Source organism: Pseudomonas sp. LM13, assembly GCF_041381355.1.
GTDB lineage: Bacteria > Pseudomonadota > Gammaproteobacteria > Pseudomonadales > Pseudomonadaceae > Stutzerimonas > Stutzerimonas frequens.
This window is the reverse complement of the sequence record NZ_JACBXH010000053.1, coordinates 1-22,298: the sequence shown is the minus strand read 5'-3', so window position 1 is coordinate 22,298 and position 22,298 is coordinate 1. Positions and strand designations below refer to the sequence as shown.

Sequence of the window (22,298 nt, the reverse complement as noted above, 5' to 3'; positions counted from 1 at the left end):
ATGCAGCTCGAAGCTGGCGCCCTGGGCTTGCAGGTCGGCGCTGTAGGCCATGAACGGGGTGATGCCGATGCCCCCGGCGATCAGCAGGTGATGGCGCGCCAGCTTGCTCGGCGCGAACAGGTTGGCCGGCGGCGACAGCTGCAGCTCATCACCCTCAGCGACCTTCTCGTGCAGGTAGCGCGACCCACCACGCGACCGCTCGGCGAGCCGCACGGCGATGCGGTACTGGCGGCAATCGGCCGGGTCACCGAGCAGGGAGTACGCATTCTTCAGCGGGCGCCGCGCGTCAGGCATGTGCACCAGCACATGGCTACCGGGCGAAAAGCCCGGCAGCCTGCCGTGCACGGGCTCGAAGGTGAATTCCCGCACCAGCGGCGTCAGCTGGCGAATCCGCGCGACGCGGACAGCTATCGCTGCGCTCATGGCCGGCCCTCCCCATGTGGCCGCTGCGCATCGAGGCAGACGCCCATGTAGGCACCGAGCCGGCGGGAGAAGTGCTCGCGCACCATCAGATGCACACCGCAGCCGCTGCAGATCACCGTAGTTTCCGTTCCGATGCACTGCTGCGTGGCGCAGTGCACGCAATACAGCTCGCGGGCGCTACCCACCTTGACCCGCTCGATCTCTTCATCCAGCAGGCCGCTCTCGCGTGCCAGGCGGCTGACCTGCCAGAGAAAGCTCTCGTCACCGCAGATATACAGGCGGGTGCCGACGGGCGCTGATGACAACAGGATCAGTAGGCGCACTTCGAGTAGCGCGAACGCACCACAACTGACCTGCTGGCCGGTCCACGCCGCCTCGCCGTGCAGGCTAGCCAGCTCCAGTGGCTGGCCGTCGGCGCTCAGCTGCTCATGCAGACGCGCCGCTTCCGCCAGACTGGCGTTCTGGATCACCAGCAATCGCCTCCCCGCACCCAATAGCGATGGCAGCGCCGGGTAGGCCGGTTTGCTGTACATCGCGACTGCCTCTTCGACACTCATCTCTCAAGCTCCCCTGTGTCTGCGAAGGCGGACGCCAAAGGCTATCGCACCCTCATAAATTTACTATCGAGAACATTTTCTTCTCACAGGGAAAGCACATTGCATGCCACGATTTTTCAAGTTGCTGATGTGGAAGGAGTTACTGGCGGAACAGTGCGCTGTAAGTGACGACCGACAGGCTGTTCTGCATTTTTACTGCACAAGGTTCGGGCGGCGTGGATCGGAAGGGGGCACTCCTCGCCTGCCCATATGGCGCCCGCCACGCCGCGCAGCCCGCACCGTCACGAGGCACGCGGCCGATGTCCTGTGCGCCCTTTGGCGTCACCCTTCGCGCCAGTGCGCTCCAGAAAAGTGCAGGACCATGCCAGGCGTGCCACGGAGGCTGGCTCCAAGCCCTGAAAAAATTAGCTAAGCCGCTGAAAACAGACGCATTTCTCGAAGTGGCAAGGGATATGCAAAGCCCGTTCAGCTTGCTTCCGAGCTGTTGCCGACTTACCCGCCGGGCTACTGAATTTCCGGCGCCACCATTAGGGAATACCACCATGCTCAAGAAACTGACTCTCGCCACCGCTGCCGCCAGCGCCGTGACCGCCAGCAGCTTCGCCGTCGCCGAAACCCTCTCCAGCCCTGTTGGCGACTTCGACGTCAGCATGAACGTCGGCCTGACCTCGGACTACATCTTCCGTGGCATTTCGCAGACCCAGGGCAACGGCGCGATCCAGGGCGGTCTGGACGTGGCCCATGAAAATGGCCTGTACATTGGCACCTGGGCTTCCAACGTCGACTTCGGCGGTGACGCTTCGGTGGAGTTCGACTACTACCTGGGCTTTGGCAACGACATCACCGAGAACATTTCCTACGACCTGGGCTGGATCAAGTACGACTACCCAGGCGAGAGCGCGCTGAACTTGAGCGAGTACTATGGCAGCCTGAGCGCCTACGGCCTCACGGTCGGTGCGGCCTATTCCGATGACTTCGGCGGCAGCGACACCACCCTCTACTCCTACGTCTACTATGAGTACGCCCTGCCCTACGACGTCGGCCTGGCCCTGCAGTACGGCAAGTACGATTTCAAGGACGCCACCTTCGGCAACGACGATTCCTACAACGACTGGTCCATCGGCCTGAGCAAGACGCTGGTCGGCCTCGACTTCGGCCTGACCTACAGCGACACCAGCCTGAGCGGCAGCGAATGCGCAGGCTTCGTCGGCAAGGACGACTACTGCGACGCGACCTTAGTGGTCTCGGTTTCCAAGACCCTGTAAGCGGGACTGCGGTAGAAAAAGGGGGGCGCCGAATCGGCGCCCCCCTTTTTTGTTCGCGCCTCGCGGCTCCCAGCCTCCGCCTGCGATTGGAGCCGTCTCGTCGGCGACCGGGCTACCGTTGCGCCGCGCCTGGTACTGATCGTGGCGGAAACCCGCGCCGTGCGCGCTTCACTCCGCAGCGGCTCCGTCCATGGGCTACGAAACCGCCAAAGCGCAACGCCGGGCAGAACCCGGCGTTGCGTACCCCCTAGTGGTTGTAGGCCGTCTCGTTGTGCTCGGCGAGGTCCAGGCCTATGTCCTCGGCCTGTTCGTCGACGCGCAGACCGACCAGCTTGTCGACCAGCTTGAGCAGCACCCAACTGACGGCGAAGCAGTAGACGAAGGTGAACAGCACGCTCTTTAGCTGTGCCCAGACTTGCGGAATGATCTCTCTGCCTTCGACGTAGCCGCCCAGCTCCGGCACGCAGAACACGCCGGTGAGGATGGCGCCGACCACGCCGCCGACGCCGTGCAGGCCGAACACATCCAGGCTGTCGTCATAGCCTAGGCGCTGCTTGAGCGAGGTGACTGCGAGGTAGCACAGCACGCCGCTGAGCAGGCCGATGGCCAGCGCACCGCCCGGCCCGACGTAGGCGCAGGCAGGTGTGATGCCGACCAGCCCGGCGATGGCGCCGGACGCCAGGCCCAGGGCACTCGGGCGGCCGGTCTTCAGCAGTTCGACGAGCATCCAGCCGACGATGCCGGCACAGGCGCCCAACTGGGTGTTGAGCATGGTGATGCCGGAGATACCGCCAACCCCGGCCGCGGAGCCGACGTTGAAGCCGAACCAGCCGACCCACAGCAGCGCCGCGCCGGTCATCGCCAGCGGCAGGTTGTGCGGACGGATCTCGTGCGGATAGCCCTTGCGCTTGCCGAGCAGCAGGCAGGCGGCCAGCGCCGCGACGCCGGCGTTGATGTGCACTGCGGTGCCGCCGGCGAAATCGAGGACGCCCCAGTTGTGCATCAGCGCGCCCGGACCGCCCCAGACCATGTGGGCCATCGGCGCGTAGACGAAGGTGAACCACAGCGCCATGAACAGCAGCGCGGCGACGAATTTCATGCGCTCGGCGAAGGCACCGGCGATCAGCGCCGGGGTGATGATGGCAAAGGTCATCTGGAAGGTGATGAACACCCCTTCCGGCATCCCCAGCACCAGGCTGTCGCCATTCAGGCCCGCCAGCATGGCCCGATCGAGGCCGCCGACGAAGCTGTTGAAGCTGAATTCACCCTCGACCATGCCGCTGGTGTCGATCACCAGGCTGTAGCCGTAGAGCACCCAGAGCACGCCGATCACGCCGGCGATGGCGAAGCACTGCGAGAACAGCGAAAGCATGTTCTTGGCGCGCACCAGGCCGCCGTAGAACAGGGCGAGGCCCGGCAGGCACATGCACAGCACCAGCAGCGTGGCGGTCATCATCCAGGCTGTGACGCCGGTATCCAGCGTCGCCTCCTCGGCCAGCGCCAGTGGCGCGAAGGCCATCAGCAGCAGCGGCAGGGCCGCGCGCAGGCGCCGCAGCAGCGGCGAAGCGGGTGCGAGCGAAGCGTGAAGTGTGGTCGTCATGGTGTAGCTCCTCAAACGTCATCGGAATTCGTGAACATCCTGTCGTGCGATGCCCAATCACGGCGGGATAGAACCGTGCAGAGGCGCCGCTACGCGGCCGGCGCCTCCTTGCCGGTCAGAACTGCTGGCCCGGTATCCAGTGGGTCCCGGCCAGCGGCACCCGCGCCATGGCGGCCGATTCCACGGTCAGCGCCACCAGGTCCTCGGGGTCGAGGTTGTGCAGGTGCGACTTGCCACAGGCGCGGGCCATGGTCTGCGCTTCCAGCACCAGCACGCGCAGGTAGTTGGCCAGCCGGCGGCCGCCCTCCACCGGGTCGAGGCGCTTGGAGAGCTCCGGGTCCTGGGTGGTGATGCCGGCCGGGTCGCGGCCGTTCTGCCAGTCGTCGTAGAAGCCGGCGGCCGAGCCGATCTTCTTCAGTTCGTCGTCCAGGCGTGGGTGGTTGTCGCCCAGGGCGATCAGCGCGGCGGTGCCGATGGCCACCGCGTCGGCACCCAGCGCCATGGCCTTGGCCACGTCGGCGCCGGTGCGGATGCCGCCGGAGACGATCAGCTGCACCTTGCGATGCATGTCCATCTCCTGCAGCGCCTGCACCGCCTGCGGGATGGCGCAGAGGATGGGGATGCCGACGTGCTCGATGAACACTTCCTGGGTCGCCGCGGTGCCGCCCTGCATGCCGTCGAGCACGATCACGTCGGCGCCGGCCTTCACCGCCAGCTTGACGTCGTAGTACGGGCGGCTGGCGCCGATCTTCACGTAGATGGGTTTTTCCCAATCGGTGATCTCGCGGATCTCGGCGATCTTGATCGCCAGGTCATCCGGGCCGGTCCAGTCCGGGTGGCGGCAGGCGCTGCGCTGGTCGACGCCGATCGGCAGTGTGCGCATGCCGGCGACGCGCTCGGTCACCTTCATGCCCAGCAGCATGCCGCCGCCGCCCGGCTTGGCGCCCTGCCCCAGCACGATCTCGATGGCATCGGCCTTGCGCAGGTCGTCCGGGTTCATGCCGTAGCGCGACGGCAGGTACTGGTAGACCAGGTGCTGCGACTGGCCGCGCTCTTCCGGGGTCATGCCGCCGTCGCCGGTAGTGGTGCTGGTGCCGGCGATGCTGGCGCCGCGACCGAGGGCTTCCTTGGCCTGCGCCGACAGTGCGCCGAAGCTCATGCCGGCGATGGTGACCGGGATCTTCAGGTGGATCGGCTTCTTGGCGAAGCGGGTGCCGAGCACCACGTCGGTGCCGCACTTCTCGCGGTAGCCTTCCAGCGGGTAGCGCGACATGGAGGCGCCGAGCAGCAGCAGGTCGTCGAAGTGCGGGACCTTGCGCTTGGTGCCGCCGCCGCGGATGTCATAGATGCCGGTTTCCGCGGCGCGCTGGATTTCCTGGATGGTCAGGCGATCGAAGGTGGCGGACTCGCGCAGCACCGGGGGGAATTTCTCGCTCATGGATGTACTCCTTGGCAGGAAGAGGCAGGCGTCAGCTGCACCGCCGCTTCCGGCGAAACGGGGGTCAGTAGGCCGAGGCGTTGTCGACCTTGAAGTTGTAGAGCTGGCGTGCCGAGCCGTAGCGCTTGAAGGCCTTGGGGTCTTCCTTGAAGCCGGCGCGGTTGAGCAGCTCCTGCAGTTCTTCCAGGTGCTCGGCGCGCATCGGCTTCTCGATGCAATCCGAGCCCAGCGACTTCACCGAGCCCTTCACGTAGATGCGCGTCTCGTAGAGCGAATCGCCCAGCGCGTCGCCGGCATCGCCGCAGACCACCAGCCGGCCTGCCTGGCCCATGAAGCAGCTCATGTGGCCGATGCTGCCGCCGACGACGATGTCGATGCCCTTCATGGAGATGCCGCAGCGCGCGCCGGCATCGCCCTCGATCACCAGCAGGCCGCCGTGGGCGGTGGCGCCGGCAGCCTGGGAGGCGCTGCCCTTCACGCGTACAGCACCGGACATCATGTTTTCCGCCACGCCGACGCCGACGTTGCCATGCACGGTGACGGTGGCCTTCTGGTTCATGCCGGCGCAGTAGTAGCCGGCATGCCCCTGGATATCGATGGACAGGGCGGCATTCACGCCGACGGCCAGGTTGTGCTTGCCATCCGGGTGGGTGACCACCCATTCGCGGTCGTCCAGTTGGCTGACTTGCTCATGCAGGGCCTGATTGAGATCGCGCACGGCGGATACGGACAAATCGATGGTTTTCATGGGTTTCAAACTCCGAGGGTCGGGAGTCGTACACAGCCTTCCGTTGCACTTGCAGTGCACATGGCGGGCTGTGGGCGAGCTCGCTTCATGCGCGTTCCCAGATGTACAGGGTGGCCGGCTCCGGCTCCCAGACCCGGGCCTTGTCGATACCGGGCAGACTGGCCAGGGCCTGGTACTCCGAGGCCATGGCCACGTAGTCGTCGGTCTCGGCGAGGATGGCCGGCTTGCAGGCGATGGGGTCGCGGATCACCGCGAAACCGTTGCGGGTGCCGATGGCAAAGGTGAAGAAGCCGTCCAGCTCCTCGAGGGCGTGGTCGAGCGCCTGCTGCAGGCTGTCGCCCTGTTGCAGGCGCCAGGTCAGGTAACCGGCGGCGACCTCGGTATCGTTTTCCGTCTCGAATTCGATGCCGTGGCGGCGCAGTTCCTGGCGCAGGCGGAAGTGGTTGGACAGCGAGCCGTTGTGCACCAGGCAGAGGTCGTCGCCGGTGGTGAAGGGATGGCTGCCTTCCATGGTCACCGCGCTTTCGGTGGCCATGCGGGAGTGCCCGATGATGTGGCTGCCCTTCATCTTCGCCAGGCCGAAGCGTTCGGCGATTTCGCGCGGCAGGCCCATGCCCTTGAGGATCTCGATGCTCTGGCCGGCGCTCATGATGCGCACGCCAGGCGCCAGCTCCCTGAGCGCCGCGCGCACCGCCGATTCCTCCGCGGCGACCTTGAGCACCGCCGCGCTGGCATTGGTGAACCAGTCCAGCGAACAACCCAGGCGCCCTTCCAGCGCGCCCATCAGGCTTTTCCAGTCAAGGCTGGCGTCATTGCTCTGCAGGGTCAGCTTGACCCAGCCCTCCCTGACTTCATCGCCGTAGATGGCAAAGCCTGCGCTGTCCGGACCGCGATCGGTCATCGCCAGCAGCATCGGCTCGAACAGCGCACCGAGCTGGGATTCCAGCGCCGGGTTCTTCAAATAGAGCCCCACGATTCCACACATATAGATGTCCTCACTGCATTCGGGAGGCTGGAGGGTCGAGATCGGCTGCCGCAGACATGCTTCGTCCGGCGTCACCTTCCCCGGCATCCAGCGGCTTTCAGAAAAATTCGGTGTAGCGCTGGATTTCCCAGTCCGAGACGTGCCGGCTGTATTCCACCCACTCCATGCGCTTGAGCTTGAGGAATTCGTCGACGATCTCCGCGCCCAGCACCTCGCGGAACAACGGGTCGGCCTGGAGCGCGTCGCAGGCTTCTTTCAGCGACTGCGGCAGGGTCTGGATGCCGCGCGCGGCGATCCTTTCCAGCCCCAGGTCGTAGAGGTTCTCGTTGCAGGGCGCGCCGGGGTCGAGCTGGCGATCGATGCCATCCAGGCCGGCAGCGATGATCGCGGCCGTGACCAGGTAGGGATTGCAGCCGGCATCCGGCAGCCGGAACTCGATGCGCCCGTAGGGAATGCGCACCATCGCCGAGCGATTGTTGGCACCGTAGGCGACGAACGCCGGCGCCCAGGTCGCACCGGACAGCGAGCGCCCCACCACCAGGCGCTTGTAGGAGTTCACCGTCGGCGCGGCGAAGGCGCAGAGCGCCGGCGCGTGGGCGAGCAGGCCCGCGGCGAAGTGGTAGGCGAGCTTCGACAGGCCCATGCCGCTCGGGTCGCTGGCGTCGTGAAAAAGGTTCTTGTTGCTGGCGCTGCCTATCGACAGGTGGAAGTGCATGCCATTACCGGCACGCTTGGGGTCCGGCTTGGGCATGAAGGAGCAGATCATGCCCAGTTCGTTGGCGATCTCGCCGGCGGCCATGCGGAAGAAGGTGAAGCGGTCCGCCGAGGTCATGGCGTCGCTGTAGGTGTAGTTGATCTCGAACTGGCCGTTGGCGTCCTCGTGGTCGATCTGGTAGATCTCGAAATCCACCGCCTGCAGCGCCTCGGTCAGGCGTTCGAGGAAGACCCGCGAGCGCGACAGGCCCTTGTAGTCGTAGCAGGGCTTGTCCAGGTTATCGCTGGCGTCCACCAGCTGCAGATGGCCCTCGCCATCACGGCGGAACAGGCTGAACTCGGGCTCGAGCCCGGTATTGAGGGTCCAGCCGCGCTCGCTGAGCCGGCGCACCTGCTGCTGCAGCACGTAGCGGCTGTCGTACGGCCAGGGCTTGCCATCCACATGACCGATGCACAGCACGCGGCCGTAACCCGGTTGCCAGGGTACCGGCGTCAGGGTCTGCAAGTCGCCGCGCGCCATGAAGTCCGGTCCGTGGGGCTCCATGCCCATGCCGCAGATGGCGAAACCGGCGAAGCCGGCGCCGACTTCGGCGACCGATTCCAGGCCACACACCGGTACGGACTTCGTCTTGGCCGAACCGTGGATATCGACAAACTGAGCCAGCACATACCTGATGCCGTGCTGATCGATGATTCGTTGGGTTTCACTGGGCAACATCGTCGTTCGCTCCTTGGTATCGCCAACATATTCCGGAAGAGAATTTTTATTTCGCTAAAGGAAATGAAAGCCGCTTGCCAAGATTCGCCTGCGCGCGAAAAGCCGCTGGAACCCGTGTTTCTTCTATATACAGAGGAAAAATGTTTTCATTGGACGAAACCGGCGCCTGCAAAGGCCGAACGGGCTTGGCCCTGACCGCTCACTGATGGTGCGCGCCGATCATTCGAAGCACTGAAATCGCACGGCCTCACATGACCAGATCGACCGACAACGAACCGCGCCTGAAGCTCGAGCAGTACCTAGGCATCCAGCTCAAGCGGCAGCGCCAGGCCCAGGGCCTGAAGATCGCCGATGTCGCACGCATTGCCGGCATCAGCCAGGGCATGCTCAGCAAGATCGAGAACGCCCAGGTCTCCACCAGCCTCGATTCACTCAGCCGCCTCTGCGACGTGCTGGGGATGCCCATGTCCAAGCTGTTCAGCCAGTACGACCAGCAAGGCGGCAGTGCGCTGCTGGTCAAGAAGGGGGAAGGCATGGAAGTGGTGCGACGCGGCACGGAGAAGGGCCACACCTATCACCTGCTCAATCACACCCGCGGCCCGAAGAAGAGCTTCGAGGCGTACATGATCACCATGGATGACGCCAGCGAGGAGTTCCCGACCTTCGCCCATCCCGGCACCGAATTCATCCACCTGCTTGATGGCGAACTCGTCTATCGCCACGGCAACCAGCTCTATCCGATGCAAGCCGGCGACAGCCTGACCTTCGACGGCGAAGTCCCCCACGGCCCGGAGAAACTGGTCCAGGTACCGATTCGCCTGCTTTCGATCATGAATTACGACAAGGAGTAGGAATGGGCTGGAACGCCTGAACCCTACCGGTCGTCGGGCGGGTAACACCCGCTCGACATATCTCAGGACGGCGCCCCGTCGGCGGGTTGCACCCGCCCTGCCTTCCTGGCCCTCCTCGCCTCAAGCCCCGCCGGCCTTCTGCGCTCCCAGAGCCGCACCCGAAAAATTCCTGGTGAGATATTTTTTTTCCTAACGGTATGGGCCTGAAGGATCCGTTCGCTTATAAAACCACTCAAGCGAAAGATATATTCCTAGCAGTTAAAAATATTCGCACCTGAACACATTGTTCACCGATGAACATTGCACTTGCCCTCTGCCGCCCCTTCCTGAGGACTCGACATGCAACACGAACAATTCATCATCAAGATCAGCTGCCCGGCCACCTCTGGCATCGTCGCCTCGGTGACGAGCTTTCTGTCCGAACACGGCTGCTACATCAGCGAAATGTCCCAGTTCGATGACGAGCTCAGCGGCCGGTTCTTCATGCGTGCTGTGTTTCGCTTCAACACCGGCCTGGACGGCGACATCGACCTGATTGAGCGCGGCTTCGTCGATGTCGCCGGCAAGTTCGACATGGACTGGGAACTGCACAGCACCGCGCAACCCATGCGCGTCCTGCTGATGGTGAGCAAGTTCGACCACTGCCTGAGCGACCTGCTGTATCGCTACCACAAGGGCGAGATGGATATGCAGATCACCGCCATCGTCTCCAACCACCTCGACCTGCGCCCCATGGCCGAACGCGAGGGCATCCGCTTCATCTACCTGCCGGTCAATCGCGACAACAAGGCGCAGCAGGAAGCCGAGCTGATGAACATCATCGAGGACACCGGCACCGAACTGGTGGTGCTGGCGCGCTACATGCAGATTCTCTCGGACGACCTTTGCAAGAAGCTCGCCGGCCGCGCGATCAACATCCACCATTCCTTCCTGCCCGGCTTCAAGGGTGCCAAGCCCTACCACCAGGCCTTCGACCGCGGGGTCAAGCTGATCGGCGCCACGGCGCACTACGTGACCAGCGACCTGGACGAGGGGCCGATCATCGAGCAGGAGGTCCAGCGCGTCGATCACGCGTACAAGCCGGACGATCTGGTGACCATCGGTCGCGATACCGAGACCGTGGCGCTTTCCAAGGCGGTCAAGTTCCACCTCCAGCACCGCGTATTCCTCAACCACGACAAGACGGTGATCTTCCGGTGAACACTCAGCAAAGCGACAAACTCATCGATGGCAAGGCCGCCGCCGCGCAGGTGATCGAGGAAGTGGCCGCCGAGGTCGCGACGCTCAAGGCCGAAGGCCTGGAGCCTGCCCTGGCGGTGGTGCTGATCGGCGACGACCCGGCCAGCCACGTCTATGTGCGCAACAAGGTGCTGCGCGCCGAGCAGGCCGGTATTCGCTCGCTGGAGTTCCGCATGCAGGCCGACAGCTCCGCCGAGGCCGTGCTGGAGATGATCGCCGGGCTGAACGCCGACCCCAGGGTGCACGGCATCCTGGTGCAGCTGCCGCTGCCGGCGCACATCGACGAACGCCTGGTGCTGCAGGCAATCGACCCGGCCAAGGACGTCGACGGCTTCCACAGCGACAACGTCGGCGGACTCAGCCAGGGCCGTCCGGTGCTGACGCCCTGCACACCAGCCGGCTGCATGCGTCTGCTGCGCGATCGACTCGGTGACCTGGCGGGCAAGCACGCGGTGGTGGTCGGCCGCTCCAACATCGTCGGCAAGCCGATGGCCGCACTGCTGCTGGCGGCCGACTGCTCGGTGACCGTCCTGCATTCGCGCAGCCGCGAGCCACAGGCGCTGAGCCGGCAGGCAGACATCCTTATCGCCGCGGTCGGTCGGCCACGGATGATCGACGCCGCCTGGATCAAGCCCGGCGCCGTGGTGATCGATGTCGGCATCAACCGCATCGAGGAAGACGGCCGAACCCGGCTGGTCGGCGACGTCGATTTCGACAGCGTGCTGCCGCTGGTGTCGGCCATCACCCCGGTACCCGGCGGCGTCGGCCCGATGACCATTGCCCTGCTCATGCAGAACACCGTCACTGCTGCGCGCCAGCAGCGCAAACAGGCGGCCGCACGGTCCGCCGAGGAGTCGACATGCCTTTCAACCTGCTGAAATACGGGCTGTCCTCCGAGTACCCGGCGGAGGTCGACCTGCCGCCGCCGACGGAGCTGAAGCCGGCCTACGACGTGGTGATCATCGGCGGTGGCGGCCACGGCCTGGCCACCGCCTATTACCTGGCCCGCTACCACGGGGTGGCCAACGTCGCGCTGCTGGAGAAGTCCTACCTGGGCGGCGGCAACACCGCGCGCAACACCGCGGTCATTCGCTCCAACTACCTCACCAGCGAGGGCGTGAAGTTCTACGCCGAGTCGGTGCGGCTGTTCCAGGGCCTTTCCAACGAATTCGACTTCAACATCATGTATTCCGAGCGTGGCCAGCTGACCCTGGCCCACACGGACTCCACGGTGCGTGCCTTCCGCCAGCGTGCCGAGGTCAACAAGCACTTCGGCGGGCGCACCGAGATGATCGATCGCCAGCAGATCCGCGAGCTGGTGCCGACGCTCAATCTCGACCCCGGCCACCTTCCGGTACTCGCCGGCCTCTGGCACATGGACGGCGCCACCGCGCGGCACGACGCGGTGGCCTGGGGCTACGCCAAACAAGCCGCCAAGCGCGGGGTGGAGATCCACCCGCTTACCGAGGTGCAGGATTTCGTCGTGGAGAACGGCCGGGTGACCGCGGTGAAGACCAACCGCGGCACGATCAAGTGCGGCTGCGTGGTGCAGGCCATCGCCGGCCACAGCTCGCTGCTGCTGAACAAGCTGGGCATCCGCGCGCCGATCCACAGCTACCCGCTGCAGGCCATGGTGACCCAGCCGTTCAAGCCCTTCCTCGATCCGCTGGTGAGCTCGTCCGCCCTGCATTGCTACGTGCAGCAGACCGGCCGCGGCGAGGTGGTGATCGGTGGCGGCTCCGACCCCTACCCGCTCTACAACACCCGCTCGACCTTGGAGCTCAAGGAAGGTCTGCTGGCGCACGCCATCGAGATGTTCCCCTTCCTCGCCAACGCCAAGCTGATGCGTCAGTGGGCCGGCATCACCGACATGACCCCCGACTACAGCCCGATCATGGGTCTGTCGCCGATCGACAACTACTACCTGGACGCTGGCTGGGGCACCTGGGGCTTCAAGTCCACGCCGATCTGCGGCAAGACCATGGCCGAACTGGTCGCCAACGGCGGCAAGGTGCCCGAGCTGATCGCGCCGTTCAGCCTCGCCCGCTTCTCGCGCTTCCAGCAGGTCAACGAGATGGGCGCCACCGCCGCCAGCCATTGAGGACATCCCGATGAAGATCATGCCCTGCCCGCTCAACGGGCCACGCAACATCAGCGAATTCACCTATGGCGGCGAACTTAAGGCCATGCCCGATCAGAACACCTGCTCCGATGAAGAATGGGCCGACTATGTGTTCAACAAGGAGAACCGCGCCGGCGTGGTCATCGAGTGGTGGATGCACAACGCCTCCAGCTACTGGTTCCTCGCCGAGCGCCACACGGTGAGCGACGAAATCCTCCGCACCTTCGACCCGAAGGAACTCTTCACCCGCCGCGTTGAGTTCAGCGCCGCCCCGGCCAGACAGGAGGTCAACGCATGACGGCCTTCAATCGCCTACCCGCCCCGCTGGGCCTGCTGATCGACCGCGGGCAGCCGGTCAGCTTCAGCTTCGATGGCCAGACCTACCAAGGCCTCAAGGGCGACAGCATCGCCAGCGCTCTGCTCGCCAACGGCCGCTGGCTGCTCTCGCGCTCGTTCAAGTATCACCGCCCGCGCGGCCCGCTGACCCTCGCCGGCCAGGATGCCAACACCCTGGTGCAACTGCCCCACGAGCCGAACGTGCTGGCCGACATGGAGCCGCTTGCGGCCGGCCAGCAGGTCACCGCGCAGAACGTCTCGGGCAGCCTGGACAACGACCGTGATGCGTACCTCGGCAGGTTTTCCCGGTTCATGCCGGTGGGTTTCTACTACCGCAGCTTCTACAAGCCCAAGGGCATCTGGAATCGCTGGGAGCCCTTGATCCGCAAGAAGGCCGGTCTCGGCGTGCTCGACGTGAACTTCCAGCCCGAGTACTACGACAAGGCGTTCCTGTTCCCCGATCTTGCCGTGGTCGGTGCCGGCCCGGCCGGCCTGGAAGCGGCGCTGAGCGCCGCCGACGCCGGTGCCAAGGTGCTATTGATCGAACAGCAGGCGTATCTGGGCGGCGCCCTGGCCTGGGGTCGTTTTGATGTGGACGGCAAGCGCGCCGAAAGCCTGCGGCAGAAGCTGGTCAGCGCCGTAGAGAGCCATCCGAACATCCAGATCATGCTGGAGGCCACCTGCAATGCCTGGTTTACCGAGCACTACCTGCCGGTGATTCAGGGCAAGCGCCTGTACAAGGTGCGCGCCAGGCAATGCATCGTCGCCGCTGGCGCGTTCGACCAGCCGGTGGTGTTTCGCAACAACGACCTGCCAGGGATCATGCTCACCAGCGCCGCCCAGCGCCTGATCAAGCTCTACGCGGTCCAGCCGGGCCACCGCGGCGTGGTGCTCACTGGCAACGACGACGGCTACCTGGCCGCCCTCGACCTGATCGAGGCCGGCGTGCAGGTCGCCGCACTGGTGGACATGCGCCCGCAGCCCAGCGACAGCAGCCTGCTTGCTGCGGTGCAGGCGCAAGGCATTCGATGCGAGCTGAACAGCACGGTGTACGAGGCGCTGCACACCAGGGGCATGCGCCACGTCAGCGGGGTGGACATCCGCCGCATCGTCGGCAAGGGCCGGGTGGCCGAAAAAAGCCTTCAGCTCGACTGCGACCTCGTCTGCATGTCCGCCGGCTACATGCCGGTCTACCAGTTGCTCTGCCAGGCCGGCGGCAAGCTGGCCTACGACGATAGCCGCGCCACCTTCACCCTGAGCGGCCTGCCCGCCGGGCTACAGGCCGCCGGGCTACAGGCCGCCGGCTCGGTCAACGGCCGCCACAGCCTCGACAACCTGCTGCTCGAAGCCCGGGAGGCTGCGACCAGGGCCTGCACCGCCCTGGGCCTGAACCCGCCAACGGTGACCGGCAGCCCGCTCGCCGAGGTATCGCCGAACTTTCCCTGGCCGATCTTTGCTCATCCCAAGGGCAAGGAATTCGTCGACTTCGACGAAGACCTGCAGGTGCGTGACATCGTCAACGCCACCCGCCACGGCTATCGCGACGTGCAACTGGTCAAACGCTTTTCCACCGTCGGCATGGGTCCGTCCCAGGGCCGCCATTCGGCGCTGCCCACCGCGCGCCTGGTGGCCGAAGCCACCGGGCGCAGCGTCAGCGAGACCGGCGTGACCACCGCACGGCCGCCATTCGTGGCCGAGAAGCTCGCCCACGTCGCCGGCCGCGGTTTCGATCCCTACCGGCAGACGCCGATGCACCACCGCCACCTGGAGCTGGGCGCCAAGATGATGCCTGCCGGTGTCTGGCAGCGCCCCGCCTATTACGGCAAGCCCGAGGAGCGCGACGCCTGCATGCAGGCCGAGGCGCGCCACGTGCGCGAGCAGGTCGGCCTGATCGACGTCTCCACCCTCGGCGGGCTGGACGTGCGCGGCCCGGATGCCGCCGAGTTGCTCAACCGCCTGTACACCTTCGCCTTTCTCAAGCAGCCGGTCGGTCGCTCGCGCTACGCGCTGATGACCGACGAGCAAGGCGTGGTGATCGATGACGGCGTCTGCGCGCGCTTCGCCGACGACCATTTCTACGTCACCGCTACCACCAGCGGGGTCGATCGCATCTACCAGCAGATGCTCAAGTGGAACGCCCAATGGCGGCTGAACGTGGACGTCACCAACGTCACCGCCGCGCTGGCGGCTGTGAACCTGGCCGGCCCGCTGTCCCGGCAGGTGCTGCGCAAGGTCTGTCATGACGTCGACCTGTCCGCCGACGCCTTCCCCTATCTCGGCGTGCGCCTGGGCACCGTGCTCGGCATCCCCGCCCGGCTGATGCGCGTCGGCTTCGTCGGCGAGTTGGGCTACGAGATTCACGTCCCGGCGCGCTACGGCGAGTACCTCTGGGATTCGCTGATGCAGGCCGGCGAGAAGGACGGCATCCGCCCGTTCGGCGTCGAGACCCAGCGCCTGCTGCGTCTGGAAAAGGGCCACGTGATCATCAGCCAGGACACCGACGGCATGACCACCCCGGCCGAGATCGACATGACCTGGGCCATCGCCCGCAGCAAGCCGTTCTTCGTCGGCAAACGCTCGGTGGAGATTCTGGAAAAGCAGCCGCTGCGCCGCAAGCTGGTCGGCTTCACCCTGCCCAAGGGCGCCAGCCAGCCACTGGAAGGGCATCTGGTGCTGAACGGGCCGGACATCTCCGGCAACGTCACCTCCTGTGAATACAGCCAGACCCTCGGCCAGATCATCGGCCTGGCCTATGCCGGCGCGCACCAGGCCGAGCCCGGCAGTCTCATTCCCATTCGCGTCGAAGGCGGCGAAGTGGTCCAGGCGACCGTCGTCAAGCTGCCGTTCTTCGATCCCCAGAACCAACGTCAGGAGCTGTAAGCATGCAGGCACTCGATCCCCAGCATTTCACGGAACGCAGTCCGCTCTACCGCAAGCATGCCGGCGCCTGTTTCGGTCAGCTCGGCGACAGCGCGATCGTTGCCAGCTACGGCGGCGACGAAACCGCCCAGGCCGAGCGCTGCGGCCTGGTCGACCTCACCAACCTGGCACGGGTGGGCTTTCGCGGGGCAGAAGCTGCCGCCTGGCTGGAGCGTTGCGGCTTCAGCCTGCCGTCCGCACCCAACCGGGTCGTCACCCAGGCCGACGGCAGCCATGTGGCGCGGCTGTCGCAGACCGAGTACCTGCTGCTCGGCAGCCTGACGGACGCCGGCAAGCGCGTCGCGCGTGCGGAAGCCGACTGGACCTTCGGCACCAGCGCCGTTTACCTGCTGCCGCGCCAGGACAGCCATGCCTGGCTGCTGCAGACTGGAGCGCACGTCGCCGAGGTGATGGCCAAGCTCTGCGGCGTCGACCTGCGTGCCGAAGCCTTTGCGCGCGGTGCGGTGGCGCAAACCTCGGCGGCGCGGATCAACGTGCTGGTGCTCAACACCGGCAGCTGCGCTCTGCCCGGCTTCCATATCCTCTGCGACCGTGCCTCGGCGAGCTATCTCTGGGACGCGCTGCTCGACGCCATGGCCGAGTTCGGTGGCAAGCCGGTAGGCATGGACGCCCTGGCATGAAGCAGCTGTCGCCGGGCGGGCCATGGCCAAGCTCGTTCGCCCGGCGACCGTACCCAGCGGCAGCAAGCGCCGTATTGATCACCCAAGCCAACCGGCCCGAGGAACCCATCTGCCGTCCATCTCACAGCCATCACACGGAGGTCCCATGACAGCCGGAAACGCCGAGTTACCGGAAAACGACTATTGGGTGCCTGCGCTGCAACGCGGCCTGCGCATCCTCGAAATGTTCGATGGCGTGCAGCGCACCCTCGGCTCCAACGAAATCGCCGCCCGCCTCGGCGTCAGCGTTTCAGCGATCTACCGGATCCTTTTCACGCTTTCGGAGATGGGCTACCTGCGCAAGATCGACCGCAACACCTACGAACTGGGCACCCAGCTGATCAGCAACGGCTTCAGCTATCTCGCCAGTCGCGATATCGTCGATGTCGCCATGCCGCTGCTGAACACCCTGCGTGACAAGACCTCCCTGTCCTGCCACCTGGCCATCCGCGAGCAGACCGAATCGCTGTACCTTTACCGCGCCTTCGCCGCCCAGCGCCTGTCGGTGAACATCCCCATCGGCACGCGCATCCCCTGCCACTGCACGGCGATGGGCCGCATCCTGCTCAGCGAACTGCCCGCTGACACCCTGGATCAGCTCTACCAGCGCGTGCGCCTGGACGACTATCCACCACCCGCGCCCAAATCCCTGCCGGAACTGGCGCAGTTGCTTGGCGAAGACCGCGAGCGCGGCTGGGTCCTGCATCGGTCGGACTACTCCACCGCCATTGCCTCCGCGGTGCGCGACCATACCGGCAGCATCGTCGCGGCGATCAACCTCTCGGGTCCCGAGGCAGTCCTGGACAACGAAGCGGTGCGATCACAGTGCTTGCAGTTGCTTCTGCATACAGCAGGCGAGATTTCCACGCAGCTTGGCAGTGGTTATGGTGACGGCCTTGCGGTTCAGAACGCTAGGAGCGTTAGCGAAACGAGGCCATGCGCGCCGAAGTCGGCTTTCCCCTGGAGACGAGACTGATTCGGCCTTTGAACAAACCTTGTGCTGGATGTCGGCAAATGGATTTTAAGCAGCTGGAATTCCTGGTGGCGCTCGACGAAACGCGGCATTTCAGCCAGGCGGCGGCGCGCCGCCACGTTAGCCAGCCGACCCTGTCGATGCGCCTGCGCAGCCTGGACCGCTACGCCACTCTGAACACCACCGATCCCGCCGAACCGCACGACGCACGCGCTGCGCTGTTGGCCGAGGAATGCGCGCTGGCCATCAGCTACAACGGTCTGAACCACGCCGTGATGATGGTGACGCCGCAGGATCTGGAGGAGTTCGTCGTCGGCTTCAGTGTCGCTGGCGGGCTGATCGAGCGGCTCGATGACCTGCGTGACCTGCGCCTGCTCGGCGACGGCAGCGCCCGCCGCGCGGAGGTGCAGGTCAGCCCGCGGGCGTTCTGGTCACTCAAGCAGCAGCGTCGCCAGCTCGTCGGCACCAGAGGCTGCGGGCTCTGCGGGGTGGATGCGCTCGATCAGGCACTGCCGCGGCTGGTGCCGCTGCAGCCGGCAGCACTGCCGCCCGAAGGACATTTCCATGAGCTGCGCCAGCGCATCGCCAGCGCCCAGGTGCTGGCTCACGACAGCGGTGCGCTGCACGCGGCGCTGTATGTCGACGGCAACGGAGAGATCGCCCTCTGCCGTGAGGACATCGGCCGGCATAACGCGCTGGACAAGCTGATCGGCGCGCTGACGCTGCAACGCCGCAGGCCGAGCGAAGGCTTCGTCGTGGTCACCAGCCGCTGCAGCCTGGAACTGATCCACAAGGCCGTGCGCGCCCGCATCGGCACGCTGGTCAGTCTCTCGGCACCGACCCAGCTCACCGTGCAGTGGGCGCGCCAGCACCACCTCAACCTCATTCATCTGCCCCACCACAGCGCGCCGCGGGTCTACAGCCCCGCTCCCGCTCTGCCCGACCAGAACGGATGCCACCCATGAGCCGCACGTCCCGCTTCCATCCCGCCACCCGCTTCCAGCCCTACGCCAGCCCGGCTGGTGGCTGGGGCGCCCTGCGCAGCGTGGCCAGCGCCTGGCTCGACAGCGGCAATGCGCTGAAGAACATCCGCGCCATGCTCAAGACCAACCAGAACGGCGGCTTCGACTGCCCCGGCTGCGCCTGGGGCGATTCGCCGGAGGCCGGCGCGGTGAAGTTCTGCGAGAACGGCGCCAAGGCGGTGAACTGGGAAGCCACGCGCCGCCGCGTGGATGCAGCCTTTTTCGCCCGCCACAGCGTCAGCCAGTTGCGCGAGCAGAGCGATTACTGGCTCGAATACCAGGGCCGCCTGAGTGAACCGGTCCGTTACGACGCCCCCAGCGACCGCTATCGGCCGATCAGCTGGGACGATGCCTTTGCGCTGATCGCACGACACTTGAACGGCCTGGACAACCCGCACCAGGCAGCCTTCTACACATCCGGTCGGGCCAGCAACGAAGCGGCCTATCTCTACCAGCTATTCGGCCGCAGCTTCGGCACCAACAATTTTCCCGACTGCTCGAACATGTGCCACGAGGCCAGCGGCGTCGCCCTGACCGAGTCCATCGGCGTCGGCAAGGGCACGGTAACGCTGGAAGATTTCGACCACGCCGATGCGATCTTCGTACTTGGCCAGAACCCCGGCACCAACCACCCACGCATGCTCGAACCGCTGCGCCAGGCGCTGGAGCGCGGTGCCCAGGTGGTCTGTTTCAATCCACTGCGCGAACGCGGCCTGGAACGATTCCAGCATCCGCAGAAGCCCATCGAGATGCTCGCCAACCAGGACGCGCCAACCCACAGCCTCTACCTGCGCCCCAACCTTGGCGGCGATCTGGCCATACTGCGCGGCATCGCCAAGTACCTGCTGCAATGGGAACGCGAAGCGCTGGGGAGCGGCGGACCGGCGGTGTTCGATCGCGACTTCATCGCCGAGCACACCCATGCCGTCGATGCCTATCTGGAGGCGATCGATGCCACGCCGTGGGCGCAGATCGAGCAGCAGTCCGGGCTCGAACGCGACGCGATCGGCCAGGCCGCCGCGATCTACCGCGACGCCGGGCGGACCATCGTCTGCTGGGCCATGGGTATCACCCAGCACCATCATTCGGTGGCGACCATCCAGGAGATCGCCAACCTCTTGCTGCTGCGCGGCAACCTCGGCAAGCCTGGGGCCGGTGCCTGCCCGGTGCGCGGCCACAGCAACGTGCAGGGTGATCGCACCATGGGCATCAATGAGCGGCCGCCGCTTGCGCTGCTCGATGCACTGCAGCGCCAGTTCGGCCTGCCGATGCCGCGCCAGCCAGGGCACAACACGGTGAAGTGCATCCAGGCCATGCTGGCCGGCGAGGTGAAGGTGTTCATCGGCCTGGGCGGCAACTTCGCCCAGGCCACGCCGGACAGCCCGCGCACGCAGCAGGCGCTGCGCAACTGCGCGCTGACCGTACAGATCAGCACCAAGCTCAACCGCAGCCACCTGACCATGGGCCGCGACGCGCTGATCCTGCCCTGCCTCGGCCGCACCGACATCGACCGCCAGTCCTGCGGCCCGCAGGCGGTTACCGTGGAGGACTCGTTCAGCATGATCCACGCCTCCCGGGGCCAGCTGGAGCCGCTGTCGACGCAGATGCGTTCGGAGCCGGCCATCGTCGCCGGTATCGCCGCCGCCACGCTGGGCAAGCGCCCGGTGGACTGGCTCTGGCTGGTGGAGGACTACGCACGAATCCGCGAGCTGATCGCGGCGACCATCCCGGGTTTCGCCGGCTTCGACCACCGCCTGCATCGCCCTGGCGGTTTCTATCTGGGCAACGCGGCCGCGCGCCGGGAATGGAACACCGCCAGCGGCCGCGCCGAGTTCAAGGCGCATGCGCTGCCGGCCGACCTGTTGCCCGAGCAGGCCCGCTGGCCGGGCATGAAGGCCGATTTGATCCTGCAGACACTACGCTCCCACGACCAGTACAACACCACGCTATACGGCCTGGACGACCGCTACCGCGGCGTCAAGGGGATGCGCAAGGTGGTGTTCGTCAATCCGGCCGACATCCAGCGGCTGGGCCTGGAAGCCGGCCAGCAGGTCGATCTGGTTTCGCTATGGGACGACGGCATCGAACGGCGCGTAAGCGGCTTCACCCTGCTCGCCTACGACACGCCGCCGGGTCAGGCTGCCGCCTACTACCCGGAAACCAACCCGCTGGTGCCACTGGAAAGCTTCGGCGCGCGCAGCTATACGCCGACGTCGAAGTCGGTCGGTATCAAGTTAGAACCGTCAGTCGGAAGAAATAACCAGATCGCTCTAGGTAGCTGCAGTTGAAGTCACTTCCTTGGGTAAACCGCTCGGCGGGCTTATCGCCTGACAGCACTCTCGCCCATGAGCACTGAGAAACGTTGCGCATCGAACATAGATTCAAGAAAACCTGGCGAACGCAGCGGAATTGAAGCGTCAGCAGATGAAGTCCTGGTGGTCACCTCCCGTTATCAGGGGGCGGGTATAGACTCGCTCCGAGTTCTCACGGAGATCGTGATGTCCACTTCGCACGGAAAGCACGAGAACGCCCAGCCGCAACATCAGGGCCACTATGGCCGTTTGCTGTTGATGATGGCGCTCTCCTTCTTGGCCATGTACGCCTTGATGTATTCCATGGTCGATCAGTGGGCCAATGTCTACAACAACATCAATCAGTTCTACATGGCAGGCCTGATGGCCTCTCCCATGCTGCTCATTGAGTTGTGGCTCATGTCCGGAATGTACCCGGATCGTCGGCGAAACCTGATCCTTGCCGGCGCGGCGGTGGTATTCATGCTGTTCTGTTGGTGGGGCATTCGCAGCCAGGCTGCCGTCACAGACCGGCAGTTCATACGCTCCATGATTCCGCATCACGCGGGAGCGATCCTGATGTGTGAGGAGAACCGCCTCAAGGATCCCGAACTGGCCAAGCTATGCCAGGACATCATTGCCTCCCAAACGCAGGATATCGCTCAGATGAAGCAGTTGCTCTCAGAGCGTTCCCGTTAACGCTGCTTCGCCTTCATCTTCGCCTTGGCGCCAGCCATGCTCCTTCCAAGGTTGGCGTCTATGGAGCAAAAATACCCCGCTCCCGTCGATCGGTGGAGCGGGGTATTTGACGTCTAACCGTCTCGCTGTTATTTCGCTGCCGCCTCAGCTTCATGGAGCTTTGCAAGCGCCTCGTACTCTGCGGCGGTCTCTTCCTGGAGCTTGGTCAGCCGGTCACAGTGCCGTGCCATCGACTGCCCCGTGGCAGCTCCAGACTTGAAGTTCTGGTGGTCGTGCCGATAGGTGTTGCGCATCGCCTTGTGCTTCTCGGCTTCAGCCAGCGCGTCGCCGGCCAGCGTGCGGTAGTACGCGGCGATGGCCAGATGATTCTCCGGCTTGTCCGCCATATCGTTGAGCAGCTTCACGATCGGTTCTTCGGTGGGCTGCTGCGCGTAGACCGGAACGGCTACTGCGAACATCGCACACAACAAAATGACCCACGACGCTTTGATGGATTTCATGACAATCTCCTGGTGGCTGAGGGGAGGAACGCCCGATATCAGCCTAGGAAGGGCCTGCTTACAGCTGAATGACCCAGTCATTACATTTGCGTAATCATCTTGTCACTTCTTGAACGCGAACAGAGTGGCATCCGAAGTGGCACTTTCTTCCGGTAGGACCTTCCTCCAGTGCCGGCGTCGTATTACGAGGAGATTGCGGCATCGTAATGTCGGGGTCA

The 22,298-nt window shown here is 65.1% G+C and carries 20 protein-coding genes; 12 read left to right on the top strand and 8 right to left on the bottom strand.

Annotation, left to right across the window (positions count from 1 at the left end):
- Together HZR81_RS21490 and HZR81_RS21485 are read right to left on the bottom strand one after the other, a co-directional pair.
- A partial coding sequence (locus HZR81_RS21490) for a ferredoxin reductase (RefSeq protein WP_500129221.1) occupies window positions 1–423 on the bottom strand: 423 nt, incomplete at its 3' end.
- The gene (locus HZR81_RS21485; protein ID WP_052742231.1) at window positions 420–980 is read right to left on the bottom strand and encodes a dimethylamine monooxygenase subunit DmmA family protein; all 561 of its coding nucleotides are present in this window, start codon (window positions 978–980) and stop codon (window positions 420–422) included. The genes HZR81_RS21485 and HZR81_RS21490, both read right to left, overlap by 4 nt.
- Window positions 981–1,522: 542 nt before the next feature.
- On the opposite strand from HZR81_RS21485, the gene HZR81_RS21480 reads away from it, so the two are divergent.
- Window positions 1,523–2,245 (top strand): TorF family putative porin, encoded by a 723-nt coding sequence (locus tag HZR81_RS21480; protein WP_046622168.1) that lies wholly within the window; start codon window positions 1,523–1,525, stop codon window positions 2,243–2,245.
- 247 nt (window positions 2,246–2,492) lie between these two features.
- Here HZR81_RS21480 and HZR81_RS21475 read toward each other — a convergent pair whose 3' ends face one another.
- From HZR81_RS21475 to glnT, 5 genes are all read right to left on the bottom strand, one after another.
- Window positions 2,493–3,764, bottom strand: a complete 1,272-nt coding sequence (locus HZR81_RS21475) for an ammonium transporter (RefSeq protein WP_046622187.1) — start codon at window positions 3,762–3,764, stop codon at window positions 2,493–2,495.
- A 196-nt stretch (window positions 3,765–3,960) separates the two neighbouring features.
- Window positions 3,961–5,283, bottom strand: a complete 1,323-nt coding sequence (locus tag HZR81_RS21470) for an FMN-binding glutamate synthase family protein (protein ID WP_023100520.1) — start codon at window positions 5,281–5,283, stop codon at window positions 3,961–3,963.
- A gap of 64 nt (window positions 5,284–5,347) precedes the next feature.
- Entirely contained in the window at window positions 5,348–6,031 is a 684-nt protein-coding gene (locus HZR81_RS21465; protein WP_003152101.1) for a GltB/FmdC/FwdC-like GXGXG domain-containing protein, read from the bottom strand.
- 85 nt (window positions 6,032–6,116) lie between these two features.
- Window positions 6,117–7,016: a class II glutamine amidotransferase gene (locus HZR81_RS21460; RefSeq protein ID WP_003152103.1), complete on the bottom strand. Its 900-nt coding sequence runs from the start codon at window positions 7,014–7,016 to the stop codon at window positions 6,117–6,119.
- 97 nt (window positions 7,017–7,113) lie between these two features.
- Window positions 7,114–8,448 (bottom strand): type III glutamate--ammonia ligase, encoded by a 1,335-nt coding sequence (gene glnT, locus HZR81_RS21455; RefSeq protein WP_023100519.1) that lies wholly within the window; start codon window positions 8,446–8,448, stop codon window positions 7,114–7,116.
- Between the two features lie 251 nt (window positions 8,449–8,699).
- Here glnT and HZR81_RS21450 point away from each other — a divergent pair, with 251 nt between their 5' ends.
- The 11 genes from HZR81_RS21450 (at window position 8,700) to HZR81_RS21400 (ending at window position 21,580) form a co-directional block, all read left to right on the top strand.
- The gene (locus tag HZR81_RS21450) at window positions 8,700–9,299 is read left to right on the top strand and encodes a helix-turn-helix domain-containing protein (protein WP_023100518.1); all 600 of its coding nucleotides are present in this window, start codon (window positions 8,700–8,702) and stop codon (window positions 9,297–9,299) included.
- Window positions 9,300–9,638: 339 nt separating this feature from the next.
- On the top strand, window positions 9,639–10,499 hold the full coding sequence (purU, locus tag HZR81_RS21445; RefSeq protein ID WP_003152107.1) for a formyltetrahydrofolate deformylase: 861 nt from the start codon (window positions 9,639–9,641) through the stop codon (window positions 10,497–10,499).
- Window positions 10,496–11,416 carry a bifunctional methylenetetrahydrofolate dehydrogenase/methenyltetrahydrofolate cyclohydrolase FolD gene (gene folD / locus HZR81_RS21440; protein WP_003152108.1) on the top strand — a complete coding sequence of 307 codons (921 nt, stop codon included), beginning with the start codon at window positions 10,496–10,498 and terminating at the stop codon, window positions 11,414–11,416. Before purU ends, folD begins: the two co-directional genes overlap by 4 nt.
- Window positions 11,398–12,639, top strand: coding sequence for an FAD-dependent oxidoreductase (locus HZR81_RS21435; protein ID WP_312358522.1), 1,242 nt, complete (start codon window positions 11,398–11,400; stop codon window positions 12,637–12,639). The genes folD and HZR81_RS21435 overlap by 19 nt, the downstream gene beginning before the upstream one ends.
- Window positions 12,640–12,649: 10 nt before the next feature.
- Window positions 12,650–12,958, top strand: coding sequence for a sarcosine oxidase subunit delta (locus HZR81_RS21430; RefSeq protein WP_003152113.1), 309 nt, complete (start codon window positions 12,650–12,652; stop codon window positions 12,956–12,958).
- Window positions 12,955–15,876, top strand: coding sequence for a 2Fe-2S iron-sulfur cluster-binding protein (locus tag HZR81_RS21425; RefSeq protein ID WP_500129220.1), 2,922 nt, complete (start codon window positions 12,955–12,957; stop codon window positions 15,874–15,876). The genes HZR81_RS21430 and HZR81_RS21425 overlap by 4 nt, the downstream gene beginning before the upstream one ends.
- A gap of 2 nt (window positions 15,877–15,878) precedes the next feature.
- Complete coding sequence (locus HZR81_RS21420) at window positions 15,879–16,556, top strand: sarcosine oxidase subunit gamma (RefSeq protein ID WP_080950622.1); 678 nt, start codon at window positions 15,879–15,881, stop codon at window positions 16,554–16,556.
- Window positions 16,557–16,701: 145 nt separating this feature from the next.
- Window positions 16,702–17,571 carry an IclR family transcriptional regulator gene (locus tag HZR81_RS21415; protein ID WP_079384146.1) on the top strand — a complete coding sequence of 290 codons (870 nt, stop codon included), beginning with the start codon at window positions 16,702–16,704 and terminating at the stop codon, window positions 17,569–17,571.
- A gap of 38 nt (window positions 17,572–17,609) precedes the next feature.
- Window positions 17,610–18,533 (top strand): formate dehydrogenase accessory sulfurtransferase FdhD, encoded by a 924-nt coding sequence (gene fdhD, locus HZR81_RS21410; RefSeq protein WP_500129219.1) that lies wholly within the window; start codon window positions 17,610–17,612, stop codon window positions 18,531–18,533.
- Window positions 18,530–20,878, top strand: coding sequence for an FdhF/YdeP family oxidoreductase (locus tag HZR81_RS21405; RefSeq protein WP_046622176.1), 2,349 nt, complete (start codon window positions 18,530–18,532; stop codon window positions 20,876–20,878). The genes fdhD and HZR81_RS21405 overlap by 4 nt, the downstream gene beginning before the upstream one ends.
- A 57-nt stretch (window positions 20,879–20,935) precedes the next feature.
- Entirely contained in the window at window positions 20,936–21,580 is a 645-nt protein-coding gene (locus HZR81_RS21400; RefSeq protein WP_500129218.1) for a DUF305 domain-containing protein, read from the top strand.
- A gap of 128 nt (window positions 21,581–21,708) precedes the next feature.
- On the opposite strand, the gene HZR81_RS21395 is transcribed toward HZR81_RS21400, so the two are convergent.
- Entirely contained in the window at window positions 21,709–22,080 is a 372-nt protein-coding gene (locus HZR81_RS21395) for a hypothetical protein (protein ID WP_063540372.1), read from the bottom strand.
- Window positions 22,081–22,298: the final 218 nt, after the last annotated feature.

What these genes read in the sequence shown, in the direction of transcription:
- HZR81_RS21460 (WP_003152103.1), bottom strand. Translation starts at nt 7,016, where the DNA reads ATGTGTGGAATCGTGGGGCTCTATTTGAAGAACCCGGCGCTGGAATCC.
- HZR81_RS21465 (WP_003152101.1), bottom strand. Translation starts at nt 6,031, where the DNA reads ATGAAAACCATCGATTTGTCCGTATCCGCCGTGCGCGATCTCAATCAG.
- HZR81_RS21470 (WP_023100520.1), bottom strand. Translation starts at nt 5,283, where the DNA reads ATGAGCGAGAAATTCCCCCCGGTGCTGCGCGAGTCCGCCACCTTCGAT.
- fdhD (WP_500129219.1), top strand. Translation starts at nt 17,610, where the DNA reads ATGGATTTTAAGCAGCTGGAATTCCTGGTGGCGCTCGACGAAACGCGG.
- HZR81_RS21395 (WP_063540372.1), bottom strand. Translation starts at nt 22,080, where the DNA reads ATGAAATCCATCAAAGCGTCGTGGGTCATTTTGTTGTGTGCGATGTTC.
- HZR81_RS21405 (WP_046622176.1), top strand. Translation starts at nt 18,530, where the DNA reads ATGAGCCGCACGTCCCGCTTCCATCCCGCCACCCGCTTCCAGCCCTAC.
- HZR81_RS21420 (WP_080950622.1), top strand. Translation starts at nt 15,879, where the DNA reads ATGCAGGCACTCGATCCCCAGCATTTCACGGAACGCAGTCCGCTCTAC.
- HZR81_RS21415 (WP_079384146.1), top strand. Translation starts at nt 16,702, where the DNA reads ATGACAGCCGGAAACGCCGAGTTACCGGAAAACGACTATTGGGTGCCT.
- glnT (WP_023100519.1), bottom strand. Translation starts at nt 8,448, where the DNA reads ATGTTGCCCAGTGAAACCCAACGAATCATCGATCAGCACGGCATCAGG.
- HZR81_RS21480 (WP_046622168.1), top strand. Translation starts at nt 1,523, where the DNA reads ATGCTCAAGAAACTGACTCTCGCCACCGCTGCCGCCAGCGCCGTGACC.
- HZR81_RS21430 (WP_003152113.1), top strand. Translation starts at nt 12,650, where the DNA reads ATGAAGATCATGCCCTGCCCGCTCAACGGGCCACGCAACATCAGCGAA.
- HZR81_RS21485 (WP_052742231.1), bottom strand. Translation starts at nt 980, where the DNA reads ATGAGTGTCGAAGAGGCAGTCGCGATGTACAGCAAACCGGCCTACCCG.
- HZR81_RS21435 (WP_312358522.1), top strand. Translation starts at nt 11,398, where the DNA reads ATGCCTTTCAACCTGCTGAAATACGGGCTGTCCTCCGAGTACCCGGCG.
- HZR81_RS21475 (WP_046622187.1), bottom strand. Translation starts at nt 3,764, where the DNA reads ATGGCCTTCGCGCCACTGGCGCTGGCCGAGGAGGCGACGCTGGATACC.
- HZR81_RS21450 (WP_023100518.1), top strand. Translation starts at nt 8,700, where the DNA reads ATGACCAGATCGACCGACAACGAACCGCGCCTGAAGCTCGAGCAGTAC.
- HZR81_RS21400 (WP_500129218.1), top strand. Translation starts at nt 20,936, where the DNA reads ATGAGCACTGAGAAACGTTGCGCATCGAACATAGATTCAAGAAAACCT.
- HZR81_RS21425 (WP_500129220.1), top strand. Translation starts at nt 12,955, where the DNA reads ATGACGGCCTTCAATCGCCTACCCGCCCCGCTGGGCCTGCTGATCGAC.
- purU (WP_003152107.1), top strand. Translation starts at nt 9,639, where the DNA reads ATGCAACACGAACAATTCATCATCAAGATCAGCTGCCCGGCCACCTCT.